Origin of the sequence: Stappia stellulata DSM 5886 (assembly GCF_000423705.1) — a bacterium.
Taxonomy (GTDB): Bacteria; Pseudomonadota; Alphaproteobacteria; order Rhizobiales; family Stappiaceae; genus Stappia; species Stappia stellulata.
In genome coordinates this window covers 887,814-901,761 of record NZ_KE384083.1, presented here as the reverse complement: position 1 = coordinate 901,761, position 13,948 = coordinate 887,814, and the positions used below count along the sequence as shown (strand labels likewise).

Genomic DNA, 13,948 nt, shown 5'->3' with positions numbered 1-13,948 from the left:
GAAAAATTGAATTTATTTGCGCTATTGGATTTCCGCGGTCGGATAATCTGAATTGCCCGGTCGACGCAGGGTATCGCTCGGGCGTTCGCCATAGGCCGTGCGATAGGCGCTTGCGGCGCGCCCCAGATGGGAGAACCCGCAGGCGTACATCAGGTCGGTGACGCTGTCGCCGCTGCCGCAGGCGAGCAGCCGCTCGCGCAGGAGCGCGAGGCGCCGCCGCTGCACCGCCTCCGTCAGGGTCTCGCCGCGGTGGGTCTTGAAGGCATTTTGCAGCGCTCGCAGCGAACAGCCGCAATGGCGGGCAAGGGCGGCAAGGTCGAGCGGCTGGTCGAGGTGGGCGTCGATATGCTCGAGCGCGGTCGCGATCCGGTTCGGGGGCGGCAGCTCCTGGCCCGGGCCGCCGACAAGCGCATTGCGGCGGTTGCTGCCGTGCTGCCACAACAGCGTATGGCCGATGGCCTCGCCGATCTGGCGCAGCAGCGCATCGCGGTCCGGACCGTTGTCCTGCGCGAGGCGGGCCAGATGCGCCACCTGGGCGGCAATGCTGCGCCCGGGCTCCTGGTCGAGGCGCAGCCGCGGGTCGAACACGATCTCGTCCACGGGGAATCCCAGATAGGCGGCGATGGTCCGCTCCAGCGGTGCGCGGTCGAGCATCAGGATCACCTGCCCGCAGGAGGCATGCCAGCGCATCTGCGCCGGGCGTGTGGGCGAGAGGAGGGAAGCAGCCCGTCCCGGGCGTGTCTCGGTGACTTCGCGTGCGCACCGGATATCGGCACCGCCGCGCAGCGGGATCTGTAGCAGGAAGAAGCGCTCCAGGCAGCCGGGGTCGATCTCGACCTCGCCGCCATAGGCCACATAATTGATCGAGCCGCCCGGAAACCGGCGGCTGTTGTGGACGGCGGAAAAGGTCTGCGCGCGATCGAGCGGTGTCAGCCGATGCGCGCAGAAGATGCGCCCGACCTGTTCGGCGGCCTGCGAGACGTCACGGGTGGCGACCTTGGCGTGGCCGGCAAGGGGCATCGCCGTACCGGCCGCTCCCGGAACGGTCATGCGCGCGCCCGGTGTCGCGGCGCTTGTGGGGCCTTCACCCGTCATGCCTGTCTTGCTTCCTCAGGTGCGGCGCCGTTCGATCACGTCCCGCATTCACGCTCCGGAAGGCGGGTTTTCCCGCCCTTGTCTTTTCGTGCCCAGCCTAGCATGGCCCCGCAGCAGCGTCATCTTGTTGCGCGCAGGCGTGTGATTGCGGCAGTGCAGCATGGGTTTTCGCTGTGATTTCGAAAGAATCCTTCGTTTTCGGGACAGAGGCGTCGTCCAGCGGATAGACGCATGGCCCCGTCTTCCGCTCTCCTCGATCCTGCGGGATATCGGTCCCGTCAAAAACAAACCGGCAATGCGTCGAAACAAGGCGCTGAAAAAAGACCGGTCCAGAGGACGATCCGCGCGGTGTCGCGCGTGAAATTTCGGGAGAGAGCAATGAAAAAAGCCATCGCCAACATGGTTCAGGTCTGCACGGAGCCGGGCATCACACCGGCCGGGACGGGGATCGACCAGGTCGAGTGGAGCATCCTCGGCCATACCTATTGGCTGAAATCGGAGGGCGAGAGCAGCTTCTGCTTCGAGACGCTCGACCCGCCGGGCACCTTCGTGCCGCCGCACATCCACCCGACCCAGGACGAGTTCATCTACGTTCTGGAAGGCCGGTTCGACCTCTACCTCGACGGCCAGCACCATCAGGCCAATGCCGGCGATCTGGTGCGCATGCCGATGGGCATTCCGCACGGCTACTACAATCTGACGGACCAGACAGCGCGCGGCCTTTTCTGGGTCAGCCCGGCGCGCCGCCTGCGCGAGCTCTTCGACAATTTGCACAATCTGGGCGACCCGGAAGAGGTCGTTCGCCAGTCCGCCATGCGCGAGGTGCAGTTCCTGTCTCCCGATGAAATGGCCTTCGACCCGCTCTCCCTGAAGGGCTGATCCTTCGGGTCGTCTGGCGGCCCTGCCGCTTCGGCGGGGCCGTCCTTTTTCAAGGCTTCAGGAGAGACGATATGGTCAAGCGCAAGCGGGTCTGCGTCATCGGCGCGGGCGTGAGCGGACTTGCGTCCGCGCAAGCCTTCAGGGACCGGGGGCACGATGTCACGGTGCTGGAGCGCAGCCACGATCTGGGCGGCGTTTGGGAGCCGTCCAGGTCCTATCCGGGGATCAAGACGCAAAGTCCCAAGGATCTCTATCGCTACGTCGGCATGGCAATGCCCGATGACTATCCCGAATGGCCTTCGGGGCGTCAGGTCTACGAGTATCTGCGCGCCTTCGCGACGGCCAAGGGACTGTTGCCGCTGATCCGCTTCGGTCATTCCGTGCGGGCCATGGCGCGCAAGTCCGACGGCGGTTGGCGGTTGAAGGTCGACACGCCCGACGGCGATGCAGCGGACCTGGCATTCGACTTCGTCGTGATCGCCAGCGGCACCTTCAGCGACAAGAACGTTCTCGCCCACCCGGGACAGGACGGGTTCGAATATGCCGGCGGCACGGTGCTGCACTCGTGCGAGTACAACGATCCGGCGCTGGTGCGCGGCAAGAAGGTGGTGGTGCTCGGCTTTTCCAAATCCGCCACCGATGTTGCCGTCAACGCGGTGCGCGAAGGCGCGAAAGAAGTCACCATCGTCTATCTGGAGCCGGTCTGGCGGGTGCCCTACAAGTTCGCGGGGCTCGTCAACTTCAAGCGCATCCTTTATTGCCGCGCGTCGGAAAGCATGTTTCCGCCCTGGGGCATGGGCGCTGGCGGCAAGCTGGCGCATGCGCTTGCCAAACCGCTGGTCTGGGCGAACTGGCGCGGGCTTGAGGCGTTGCTCAACCTTCAGTTCGGATTGAAGAAACTGGGTTTGCGCCCGAAAAAGCCCATCGAGGAGACGATTTCCTGCGGGCTAGCGATCGCGACGGAAGGGTTTTTCAAGTACCTCAAGGAGGGCCGGATAAAGGCGGTGCAAGGCACCATCGACCACTATGAGGACGGCGACGTCGTGCTCACAGGCGGCGAGCGGATCGCGGCCGACGTGGTTGTGCAGGCGGTCGGCTGGAAGCTCGGCATTCCCTATCTCGGCGAAGAAGAGAAGCGCACGTTGATCGAGGAGGACGGCCAGTACAAGCTCTACCGGCTGATCGTCAATCCGAAGATCCCCGACCTCGGCTTCGTCGGTTTCAATTCGTCCTTCGCCACGGTGCTGACCAGCAACATCGCGGCAGAGTGGCTGGTGCGGTTCGCGGATGGCAAGCTTGCCGATCAGCCGACGGCGTCGGCGATGGACGGCTGGATCGCACGCCATCTCGAATGGCGGCGCAAGGAACGGCCGGCCGCCGGTGTCTATGGCGGGTTGTGCTCCGCGCCCTATCATTTCCGCCATACCGACGAGCTATTGGCCGACATGGGCGCGCGCAAACGGCGCAAGGCGAACCCGCTCGCCGAGACCTTCCTGCCGCCGGATGCCGATGCCTATGCGGCCTACATGGCGACGGTACCTGACTACACCGTCGAGGCGGCACCTGCCGAGGCTCGTCGGGAGCCGGAGCAGGCAGTTGGCTGAGAAGTCGATGCGCCAGACAAAAAGCCCCGGGCGATATGCCCGGGGCTTTGCTGTTTTCGCTGGCTGACGTGTGCCCGGCTCAGACCTTGAACTGGTAGGACGCCGGCACCCAGCTGTAGCCGCCGCCACGCGTGTCGATGTAGCCGATGGCGGGGAAGGGCATGTGATAGCCGGTCACGGGCACCTTGTCGGCGGAGACCATGTCGAAGACGCGCTTGCGGGTCGCGGCCGCCTTTTCCTTGTCCATGTCGAAGCGCACGTGCCAGTCCGGGCGCTGGATCGAGGCGACGAAATGGTTGGCGACGTCGCCCCAGATCAGCAGGCGCTGGCCGGCGCTTTCGAGATGGAAGGACATGTGGCCCGGCGTGTGGCCGGCAGTGTCCATGCCGGTGATGCCGGTGACGACATCCGCACCGTCGCCGATGAAGGTCATCTTGTCGGCAAGCGGGGTCACATTCGACTGGACGAGCTTTGCGACCCGCTCGGTTGGGCCGGTCAGCTTGTCCTCGCCCGACCAGAAGTCGTATTCGGTCTGGCCGGTGACATAGCGTGCATTCGGGAAGGTCGGAGTGCCGCCCGTCATCAGCCCGCCGATGTGGTCGGGGTGCATGTGGGTGATCACCACGATGTCGATCTGCTCAGGCGAATAGCCGGCCGCCGCCAGTTGCTGCGTCAGCGAGCCGGCATCGCCGCCGAGACCGGTGTCGAACAGGACGAGCTCGGACCCGGTGTTGACGACGACGGGCGTGAAGACGAATTCGGTGCGCGTCGGCGGGAGGAAATTTTCCTCCATCAGCGCGGCGACCGCCTCGGCTTCCTGGTTCTGGCCGAAGATCGGATGCGGGCCGTCGGAGGCGCGCTGACCGTCCAGCAGCGTGGTGACCTCGAAGTCGCCGAGCGCGATGCGGTTGAAGGACGCGCTCGACATGCCCATCATCGGCGCCTCGGCCCGCGCCAGGGTCGTTTGCGAGACGATTGCGGGTGCGGCAAGCGTCGTGGCGGCACCGGCCAGAACCGCCCGGCGGCTAAGCGAAAAATGGCTCATAGGATCAATCCTCCCTCTTGGAGATACGACATGTGTCTCGAAGCTGCCATCTAGCCGGGAACGGCAAGGGGGGAAGCTGTGTTCACGCAAGCGTGAACGCGTCGGCAGTCCGGGCCTCAGGCCTGCCGAAGCTTGCCGCGCTTCAGGTGTTCGTCGAGCCGGGGCAGGATCTCGACGAAATTGCAGGGCATGTGCCGGTAGTCGAGCTGCCACTTGAGGATGCCGTCCCAGGCGTCCTTGCAGGCGCCGGGCGATCCCGGAAGCACGAAGATATAGGTGGCGTTGGCGACGCCGCCGGTCGCGCGCGACTGGATGGTCGAGGTGCCGATCTTGTCGTAGGAGATCCGGTGGAAGACCTCCGAGAACCCGTCCATCCGCTTCTCGAACAGGGGTTCGATCGCCTCCGGCGTCACATCGCGCCCGGTGAAGCCGGTGCCGCCGGTGGAGATGACGACGTCGACCTCGGCGGAGGCGATCCAGCGCTTCACGACCTCGCGGATCGCCTCCACGTCGTCGGTGGCGATGGCACGGTCGGCGAGCCGGTGGCCGGCTTCCGTCAGGCGTTTGACCAGCGTGTCGCCGGACCGGTCGTCCTCCGGCTTGCGGGTGTCGGAGACGGTGAGGACGGCGATGCGCAAGGGAACGAACGGGCGGCTGTCATCAATGCGATGCATGGGTCTGTTTTCCCTTTCTCAAGGACGCGGGTGCGGCCGACAATAGGCCCGGACCCGGCGACTTGCCAGTGGCTGTCGCGGCCCCTTTGGTCGCAGGCCCGCGTCTTCAAGGGAACAACTGCGGAGATCGAGGATGGACTGGACGGCAGCGGTCGATGCCTATTGCGAACGGGTCGGCCCGGATTTTTGGGCGGAGCCCCTGAACGCCCTGACCAATGCGGCGTTTCTTGTCGCGGCCTTTTGGGCGTTGCGGCACTGGCGGCGTCAGCCGTACGGGGATGGCGCTGCTTTGGCGCTGATCGTCGTGGTCGCGCTTGTCGGGATCGGCTCGTTCCTGTTCCACACGCTTGCCACGCGCTGGGCGGGGCTCGCCGATGTCATTCCGATCGCGGTGTTCATTCACCTTTACTTCTTCTTCGCGATGCGGCGCATCCTCTCGGTGCGGCTGTGGCTGGCGGCCGCGCTGACGGGCGGTTTCTTCATCGCCGGACTGGCGCTTGGTCCCCAGCTTGGCCGGCTGCTCGGGTCGTCGGGCGGCTATGCGCCGGCTGCTCTCGCGATCTTCGCCGTCGCCCTCGCTGCCTGGCGCTCGCCCGCCTTGGCCGCGCCGCTTGCCGGCGTCGGCATGCTCTTCCTGATTTCGCTTGCTTTCAGAACGGGAGATATGCTGGTTTGCCCGTCTTTCCCATCGGGCACGCATTTCGTATGGCATTGCCTGAATGCGGCGGTTCTGTACCTGTTGATTCGCATCCTGATGCGCTCGTCCGGGACAGCCGCCGCAAAGGGGGCATGACCGCGCGCCGATGTGGCGCTAGGCTGCGCCGACTGCCCTTTGCCTGAACTGATATAGCCCGCCAGCCGCAAGTGGAATCCCATGACCAAGAAGCCGACCGCCCACCCGTCTCCCAGCGAACTCGATGAAGCGGCGCTCTTCTACCACCGCTATCCGCACCCCGGAAAACTGGAGATCCAGGCGACGAAGCCCTTGGGCAACCAGCGCGACCTGGCGCTTGCCTATTCGCCGGGCGTCGCGGCGCCCTGCATGGAGATCGCGCGCGAGCCTGCGCTTGCCGCCGACTACACGGCGCGCGGCAATCTTGTCGGTGTGATTTCCAACGGCACGGCGGTGCTCGGGCTCGGGGCCATCGGCCCTCTGGCCTCCAAGCCGGTGATGGAGGGCAAGGCGGTCCTTTTCAAGAAGTTCGCCGGGATCGATGTGTTCGACATCGAGGTCGACGAGCTTGATGTCGACCGGTTCGTCGATGCGGTGGCGGTGCTGGAGCCGACCTTCGGCGGCATCAACCTGGAGGACATCAAGGCGCCGGAATGTTTCATGATCGAGCGCGACCTGCGCGCCCGCATGAACATTCCCGTGTTTCACGACGACCAGCACGGCACGGCGATCATTGTCGTCGCGGCCGTGATGAACGCACTTGAACTGGCCGGCAAGGACATCGCCAAGGCCAAGATCGTCGCCTCGGGCGCGGGCGCGGCGGCGCTCGCCTGCCTCAACCTGCTGTGCGCGCTGGGCGCGAGCCGGGAAAACATCTTCGTCACCGACATCGAGGGCGTCGTCTACAAGGGGCGCGAGGCCTTGATGGACGAATGGAAGTCGGTGTTCGCACAGGAGACCGACGCACGCACGCTTGCCGAGGTGATCCCCGGCGCCGACGTGTTCCTGGGCCTGTCGGCCGCCGGGGTCCTGAAGCCGGAGATGGTCGCCGCCATGGCGGACAAGCCGCTGATCCTGGCGCTCGCCAATCCGCGTCCCGAGATCATGCCGGAAGACGCGCTCGCCGTGCGCGACGACGTGATGATGTGCACGGGCCGCTCCGACTATCCCAACCAGGTCAACAACGTCCTGTGTTTCCCCTATATCTTCCGTGGCGCTCTCGATGCCGGCGCGACGACGATCAACGAGGAAATGAAGCTCGCCGCCGTCAAGGCGATCGCGGCACTCGCCCGCGAGGAACCCTCCGAGGTCGCGGCGCGCGCCTATGGCGGCGTCAGCGAGACGTTCGGTCCCAAGTACCTGATCCCGTCGCCCTTCGATCAGCGGCTGATCCTGCGCATCGCGCCGGCGGTTGCCCGCGCGGCCATGGAGACGGGCGTCGCCGCCCGTCCGATCACCGATTTCGAGGCCTATAACGACCGGCTGAACCGGTTCGTCTTCCGCTCCGGGCTGATCATGAAGCCGATCATCGCGGCGGCGCGCGACAGCCAGACACGCATCATCTATTCCAACGGCGAGGACGAGCGGGTGTTGCGTGCCGCCCAGGTGCTGCTGGAGGACAAGCTGGCGCAGCCGATCCTGATCGGCCGTCCCTCGGTGATCGAGGCCCGCTGCGAGCGCTTCGGCCTCAAGATCCGTCCGGGCGTCGATTTCGAATGCACCAATCCGGAAGACGATCCGCGCTACCGCGACTATGTCGACACGCTGTTCTCGTTGCTCGGCCGGCGCGGCGTGACGCCGGAGGCCGCCCGCACGATGGTGCGCTCCAACACCACGGTGATCGGCGCCATCGCCCTGCACCGGGGGGAGGCGGATGCGCTGATCTGCGGACTTGAGGGGCGCTATTCCAAGCATTTGTCGGATGTCGCCGGTATCATCGGAACGGCGCCGGGCGTGCAGGATTTCTCGGCGCTTTCGCTTCTGATCAACTCCGGCGGTGCGACTTTCTTCGCCGACACCTATGTCACGGTCGACCCGAGCCCGCGCGAGATCGCGGAGACGACGGTGCTGGCGGCGGAGGAAATCCGCCGCTTCGGCATCACGCCGCGTGCGGCGCTGCTCAGCGCGTCGAACTTCGGCTCGCGCGACATGGCCTCGGCCGACAAGATGCGCGCGGCGCTTCAAATCCTGCGCGAGCTCGCGCCCGACCTCGAGGTCGACGGCGAGATGCACGGCGACAGCGCGCTGTCGGTGGCGATGCGCGAGCGGGTCATGCCGGGTTCGCGGCTCACCGAACAGGCGAACCTTCTGGTCTTCCCCTCGCTCGACGCGGCCAATATCGCGCTCAACCTGGTGAAGGTGATGACCGACAGTCTGCACGTCGGACCGATCCTGCTCGGCACGGCCAAGCCGGTGCACATCCTCACGCCCTCGGTAACCTCGCGCGGCGTGGTCAACATGTCGGCCTTCGCGGCGGTCGAGGCCTGCACGCGCGAGCGCGAGCTTCTGGCGGATTGATTTGCCGGCTTCGGCCGGATCGCCTTGACTCCTGTCATGGAAGCGTCGTCACACTGATGCACACTATGCGTGTGGTGGGCGCTTTCAGGAGACAGGCATGGCACATATCCTCGTGGTCTATGCGACGACGGAGGGGCAAACCCGCAAGATCGCGGACCGCGCGGTGTCCCGGATCCGCGCGGCCGGTCATGCGGTGACGCTGGTCGATGCGCGGGCGGCGGCGGCGACCGAGCTCGGCACCTTCGATGCCGCGATTCTCGCGGCCTCGCTGCATGTCCGGCGCCATCAGCCGGAGATCGTGGAGTTCATCCGCAAGCAGCGGGCGCGCCTCGAGGATGTGCCGACCGCCTTCATTTCGGTAAGCCTGTCGGCCTCTTCGTCGAAGGAAGAGGATCACGCCAATGCCCGCGCGGCGGTCGACGACATGTTCGACGAGGTGGACTGGGACGCAACCCTGGTGCATCTCGCCGCCGGCGCCGTGCACGACCGTCAGATGAATTTCCTGAAGCGCTGGATGATCCACCGCATCCTGCGCGACAAGGGCGTGGAGATGGATCCCTCCGGCGACATGGAGTTCACCGACTGGGCGGCGCTGGATGTGTTCGTCGATACCTTCCTGGAAAGGTGCCGGCGGTCGGCGGTGGCGTAGACATTTGCACGGCCGGACGGCCGGACGGCCGAAACCGACAACGCCCGCGCGAGAGCCGGACGGGCGTGAGAGTGATGACAAGCTTTGAAGAAACGTCATCCCGGCCGAATGCAATGAGAGCCGGGATCGGAGAGGCACTGTCTGTCGGGTTTGTTGGTTTGAGAAACGAAGGCTTTCGGCTCTCCGATACCGGGTCGCGCTGACGCTTGCCCGGTATGACGCATGGAGCAGTTCGACCTTTGCCGGCAACGAAAACGCCCGCGCAACGGCTGTCGCGCGGGCGCCTTGGCGTCTTGGTGAGGGGGGCTGCCGGTTGCCGGCGGCCGGACCTCACATGTTCGGGTAGTTCGGCCCGCCCGCGCCTTCCGGCACGGTCCAGGTGATGTTGCCGTTCGGATCCTTGATGTCGCAGGTCTTGCAGTGGACGCAGTTCTGCGCGTTGATCTGGAAGCGCGGGGCGTCCGCGCCTTCCTCGATCCACTCGTAGACGCCGGCCGGGCAATAGCGGTTCGACGGTCCCGCATAGACATCGTGCTCCGAGGTCTTTTGAAGCGTCTCGTCCTTCACCTTGAGGTGGATCGGTTGGTCCTCCTCGTGATTGGTGTTGGACAGGAACACCGAGGAGAGCTTGTCGAAGGAGACCTCGCCGTCGGGCTTGGGATAGGCGATGGGGGCGTGTTTCGCCGCCGGCTCCAGGCTTTCGGCGTCGCTCTTGCCGTGCTTCAGCGTGCCGAAGACGGATTTGCCGAAGAGCTCGTTCATCCACATGTCGAGACCGCCGAGCGCGATGCCGATGACGGTGCCGAAACGCGACCACAGCGGCTTGACGTTGCGCACCTTCTTGAGGTCCGTGCCGATCTCGCTTTCCCGCCAGGCGGTATCGAAGCCGGTCAGTTCGGTGTTTGCCTCGCCGCGGGCCAGTGCCTGCGCGATTTCCTCCGCGGCCAGCATGCCGGACAGCATCGCGTTGTGCGACCCCTTGATACGCGGCACATTGACGAAGCCGGCCGAGCAGCCGATCAGCAGGCCGCCGGGGAAGGAGAGCTTCGGAACCGACTGGTATCCGCCCTCGGTGATCGCGCGCGCGCCATAGGAGATGCGCTTGCCGCCCTCGAAGGTCTCGCGGATCGCGGGATGCGTCTTGAACCGCTGAAACTCGTCGAAGGGCGAGAGATAGGGATTCTTGTAGTTCAGGTGCAAGACAAAGCCGACCGCGACCTGATTGTCTTCCAGGTGATAGAGGAACGAACCGCCGCCGGTCCGGCTGTCGAGCGGCCAGCCGAAGGAATGCTGGACCAGGCCCGGACGGTGCTTTTCCGGGGCGACCTGCCACAGTTCCTTGATGCCGATACCGAATTTCGGCACGTCGCTGTCCGCGTCGAGATCGAATTTCGCGATCAGCTCCTTGGCAAGCGACCCGCGCACGCCTTCGCCGATCAGCACGTATTTGCCGCGCAGCTCCATGCCGCGCGTGAAACCGGCGTTCGGTTTGCCGTCGCGCCCGACGCCCATGTCGCCGGTGGCGACGCCGACGACGCGACCCGCGTCATCGTAAAGCACCTCGGCCGCGGCAAAGCCCGGATAGATCTCGACGCCGAGCGCCTCCGCCTTTTCGGCGAGCCAGCGGCAGACATTGCCGAGCGAGACGATGTAGTTGCCGTGGTTGTTCATGAGTTTCGGCATGAACAGGTTCGGCAGGCGGATCGAGCCGGCCGGGCCGAGAACCAGAAAATGGTCGGCGGTCACCGGCGTCTTGAACGGTGTGCCGCTCTCCTCGCGCCAGTCCGGCAGCAGCTTGTCGATGCCGACGGGGTCGATGACAGCGCCGGACAGGATGTGCGCGCCGACCTCCGAGCCCTTTTCCAGCACGACGACGGAGAGCTCTTCGCCCTTGTCGTTTGCAATCTGTTTCAGGCGGATCGCGGCGGACAGGCCGGCAGGGCCCGCTCCGACGATCACCACGTCGAAATCCATGCTCTCGCGTTCCGGAAGGGTTTCCGTTTCGCTCATACCTGTCTCCCCCGCAAATTCACGATCCGTGTCACTCCGCTTCTGTTTAGTGCAGTGCGAAAGCCGCTGCAATGTGCATGCGGATTCAGAAATGAAATTTCCCTTTACGTAAACGGAATGATGCGCGCTGTCATCCCGCACCGTTGCGCCGCCGCCCGCGATGCGGCACAACCATGCCATGGAACCCGGCAACAGCAATGATCCGCGACAGCCCGGCGCCGGGCACGCACGCGCGCTCGAGGCGCTGATCGACTTCTATGTCGGTTCGGGCGCCGACGCCTGGATCGACATGGATCCTGTCGATGCCTTCGCGCTGTCGGCCCGACCCGCACCGCGGGCGGTATCCGCGGCGGCGCCGTCGGCGGGTCAGGCCGCCCCCCACGGCACGACAGCGGATCCCGGCAGGGGAGGGCACGCAATTCCCGGATCGGTGCCCCTGCCAAGCGAGCCGGCACGACCGGCCGGCCCGCAGGAACCGACCCATCATGCCGTGATGCCGGACGACGAGGCCGTGGCAGCGGCCCGCGAACTTGCCAGCAATGCACCCACACTCGATGCCCTGCGCGAGGCGGTCGCCGCGTTCAACGGCTGCAATCTCAAGATGTCGGCCAAATCCTTCGTGTTCGCGCAAGGCCGCCCCGGCGCCCGGGTGATGTTCATGGGCGGCGCTCCCCGGCGCGAGGACGACCGCGAAGGGCTGCCCTTTGTGGGGCCGGCAGGGCGTTTGTTCGACCGCATGCTCGGGGCCGTCGGCCTGTCGCGCGACGCCGTCTGCGTGACCAACCTGGTGCCCTGGCGCCCGCCGGGAGACCGCAAGGCGAGCCCGCAGGAGGTTGAGATCTGCAAGCCCTTCGCACTGCGCCAGATCGAGCTCGTCGCGCCCGCCGTGCTGGTGTTTCTGGGCGGCGATCCGGCCAATGCGCTGACCGGCCACCCGGACGGGATCCTGCGGTTGCGCGGCAAATGGCTTGATGTGCCGCTTGCGGGGCGCACGATGAAGGCGCTCGCCACGTTCCATCCCGACCATCTGCTGCGCAATCCCGAGCAGAAACGCTATGCCTGGCGCGACCTCCTGGCGCTTCAGGCCGCGCTGGCGCAATCCGCGTCCGACTGACCTGGTCTCCTGGCCGCCGGACGACGCCTTTTTTCGGCGTGGCAAACTCTTATATCCCGGCAAAGGGCCAGCTGGTTCCCGTTGACATTCAAACCAAGAAGGAGCGCCCGCGTGCTCGACCGTTTGCGAAAACGTCTTCCCGGAAAATGGGGCAATGTTCCAACGACGGTGCCGGTCGTGCGGCTCCAGGGGGCCATCGGCATGGCCTCGCCGCTGCGGCCGGGGCTGTCGCTCGCGAATGTCGCCCAGCAGCTCGACAAGGCCTTCGGCATCGAAGGTCCGGCAGTCGCGCTGATCATCAATTCGCCGGGGGGGTCGCCTGTCCAGGCGCATCTGATCCATCGGCGAATTCGTGCGCTTGCCGAGGAAAAGAAGAAGGACGTGCTCGTCTTCGTCGAGGATGTGGCGGCTTCCGGCGGCTATATGATTGCCGTCGCCGGCGATGAAATCGTTGCCGATCCCTCTTCGATCGTCGGCTCCATCGGGGTTGTTTCGGCGGGATTCGGCTTTCCCGAGGCACTCGCCAAGCTCGGCGTCGAGCGACGTGTGCACACCGCCGGCTCCAACAAGGCGATCCTCGATCCGTTCCGCCCGGAGCGCGAGGAAGACGTGCAGCATCTGAAGGCGCTGCAGCTCGAGGTCCATGACGTGTTCATCGATCTCGTCAAGACCCGCCGGGGCGAGGTTCTGGTCGACAATCCGGACCTTTTCACCGGACTGTTCTGGACAGGATCGGCGGCGCGCGATCTCGGGCTGGTCGATAGCCTCGGCGATTTGCGCTCGGTGCTGCGGGCCCGTTACGGCGACAAGGTGAAAACGCCGCTGATTTCCGCCCCTCGCTCGCTGTTCGGGCGCCGGCCCGCCTCGGGCGTCGCGGCGGGAGCGTCGGGCGGACTGACCCAAGGGCTCGCGGACGAAGCCTTTTCGGCGCTGGAAATTCGTGCGCTCTGGACGCGATACGGATTGTGATTGCGCCGGGTACAGGCGAAACTCGAGCCCCTTTGGCGCGTTGACAGGTCTGTCGCCACAGCAACGGGAGCAGTTCAATGGTGAATGTGTTTGGCGCGGCAGCCCTGGCGGTCGGCGGATATGTGCTGTACCGCGCGGTTCGCCGCGAAATGGGCCGGGTGGAAAACCGCGTGTCCAGGGCCGCGCGCAAGACAACCGACGCCCAGCCGATGAAGACGCTGGAACGCGACCCCGAAACCGGGCGCTATCGGCCGAAGGACTGAGGCCCTCGCGCGTTCCTCAGTGGTCGCGTTCGCACAGGGCGTGATCGGCAAGCGCGTGAATGACGTGGCAGTCGCCGATGGTCTCGGCATCGCAGGCCGTCGTGATGCGTTGGAGTTCCGCCTCGAGATTTTGCAGCCGGGCAATGCGTGCGCGTACCTCGGCAAGATGGCCGACCGCGATGCGGTGGGCATCCGCGCAAGGCATCTCCGGTGTCTCGCTCAATTCCAGCAGTTCGCGGATCGCGTCCAGTGGCAATCCGAGATCGCGGGCATGGCGAATGAACGAGAGCCGCTCGCGCGCCGCCGGCTCGTAGCGGCGCTGGTTGCCGTGGGACCGCACCGGCGGGGCGATCAGCCCTTGGTGTTCGTAGTAGCGGATCGTCGGGACCTTGACACCGGTGGCCTTTGAGAGTGCGCCGATCGACAGCATGATTTTTCCTCTTGAACCTCTAGTCG

At 65.6% G+C, this 13,948-nt stretch carries 13 protein-coding genes; 8 read left to right on the top strand and 5 right to left on the bottom strand.

Annotated features, from left to right (window positions below):
• Positions 1-21 precede the first annotated feature (21 nt).
• Complete coding sequence (locus G572_RS25155; RefSeq protein WP_051242882.1) at positions 22-1,095, bottom strand: AraC family transcriptional regulator; 1,074 nt, start codon at positions 1,093-1,095, stop codon at positions 22-24.
• A gap of 378 nt (positions 1,096-1,473) precedes the next feature.
• On the opposite strand from G572_RS25155, the gene G572_RS0121245 reads away from it, so the two are divergent.
• Together G572_RS0121245 and G572_RS25150 are read left to right on the top strand one after the other, a co-directional pair.
• Positions 1,474-1,974 carry a cupin domain-containing protein gene (locus tag G572_RS0121245; protein WP_029060181.1) on the top strand — a complete coding sequence of 167 codons (501 nt, stop codon included), beginning with the start codon at positions 1,474-1,476 and terminating at the stop codon, positions 1,972-1,974.
• 71 nt (positions 1,975-2,045) lie between these two features.
• A complete protein-coding gene (locus G572_RS25150) occupies positions 2,046-3,578 on the top strand; it encodes a flavin-containing monooxygenase (protein WP_051242880.1) in 1,533 nt (510 codons plus the stop codon).
• Positions 3,579-3,657: 79 nt separating this feature from the next.
• On the opposite strand, the gene G572_RS0121235 is transcribed toward G572_RS25150, so the two are convergent.
• Together G572_RS0121235 and moaB are read right to left on the bottom strand one after the other, a co-directional pair.
• The gene (locus G572_RS0121235; RefSeq protein ID WP_029060180.1) at positions 3,658-4,623 is read right to left on the bottom strand and encodes an MBL fold metallo-hydrolase; all 966 of its coding nucleotides are present in this window, start codon (positions 4,621-4,623) and stop codon (positions 3,658-3,660) included.
• Between the two features lie 116 nt (positions 4,624-4,739).
• Entirely contained in the window at positions 4,740-5,297 is a 558-nt protein-coding gene (moaB, locus tag G572_RS0121230) for a molybdenum cofactor biosynthesis protein B (RefSeq protein WP_029060179.1), read from the bottom strand.
• 133 nt (positions 5,298-5,430) lie between these two features.
• On the opposite strand from moaB, the gene G572_RS0121225 reads away from it, so the two are divergent.
• From G572_RS0121225 to G572_RS0121215, 3 genes are all read left to right on the top strand, one after another.
• Entirely contained in the window at positions 5,431-6,090 is a 660-nt protein-coding gene (locus G572_RS0121225) for a ceramidase domain-containing protein (protein ID WP_029060178.1), read from the top strand.
• A gap of 81 nt (positions 6,091-6,171) precedes the next feature.
• Positions 6,172-8,487, top strand: coding sequence for an NADP-dependent malic enzyme (locus tag G572_RS0121220; RefSeq protein ID WP_029060177.1), 2,316 nt, complete (start codon positions 6,172-6,174; stop codon positions 8,485-8,487).
• Positions 8,488-8,584: 97 nt separating this feature from the next.
• Positions 8,585-9,136, top strand: a complete 552-nt coding sequence (locus tag G572_RS0121215; protein ID WP_029060176.1) for a flavodoxin domain-containing protein — start codon at positions 8,585-8,587, stop codon at positions 9,134-9,136.
• Positions 9,137-9,466: 330 nt separating this feature from the next.
• Here the strand turns inward: G572_RS0121215 and G572_RS0121210 are convergent, their stop codons facing one another.
• Positions 9,467-11,146 (bottom strand): electron transfer flavoprotein-ubiquinone oxidoreductase, encoded by a 1,680-nt coding sequence (locus G572_RS0121210; protein ID WP_029060175.1) that lies wholly within the window; start codon positions 11,144-11,146, stop codon positions 9,467-9,469.
• Between the two features lie 178 nt (positions 11,147-11,324).
• Between G572_RS0121210 and G572_RS25145 the strand changes: the two genes are divergently transcribed.
• From G572_RS25145 to G572_RS0121195, 3 genes are all read left to right on the top strand, one after another.
• Entirely contained in the window at positions 11,325-12,260 is a 936-nt protein-coding gene (locus G572_RS25145; protein WP_037547832.1) for a uracil-DNA glycosylase, read from the top strand.
• A 111-nt stretch (positions 12,261-12,371) separates the two neighbouring features.
• Entirely contained in the window at positions 12,372-13,229 is an 858-nt protein-coding gene (locus tag G572_RS0121200; protein ID WP_029060174.1) for a S49 family peptidase, read from the top strand.
• A 77-nt stretch (positions 13,230-13,306) separates the two neighbouring features.
• Positions 13,307-13,492, top strand: a complete 186-nt coding sequence (locus G572_RS0121195) for a hypothetical protein (RefSeq protein ID WP_029060173.1) — start codon at positions 13,307-13,309, stop codon at positions 13,490-13,492.
• Between the two features lie 16 nt (positions 13,493-13,508).
• Here the strand turns inward: G572_RS0121195 and G572_RS0121190 are convergent, their stop codons facing one another.
• Positions 13,509-13,922: a MerR family transcriptional regulator gene (locus G572_RS0121190; protein WP_029060172.1), complete on the bottom strand. Its 414-nt coding sequence runs from the start codon at positions 13,920-13,922 to the stop codon at positions 13,509-13,511.
• Positions 13,923-13,948 lie beyond the last annotated feature (26 nt).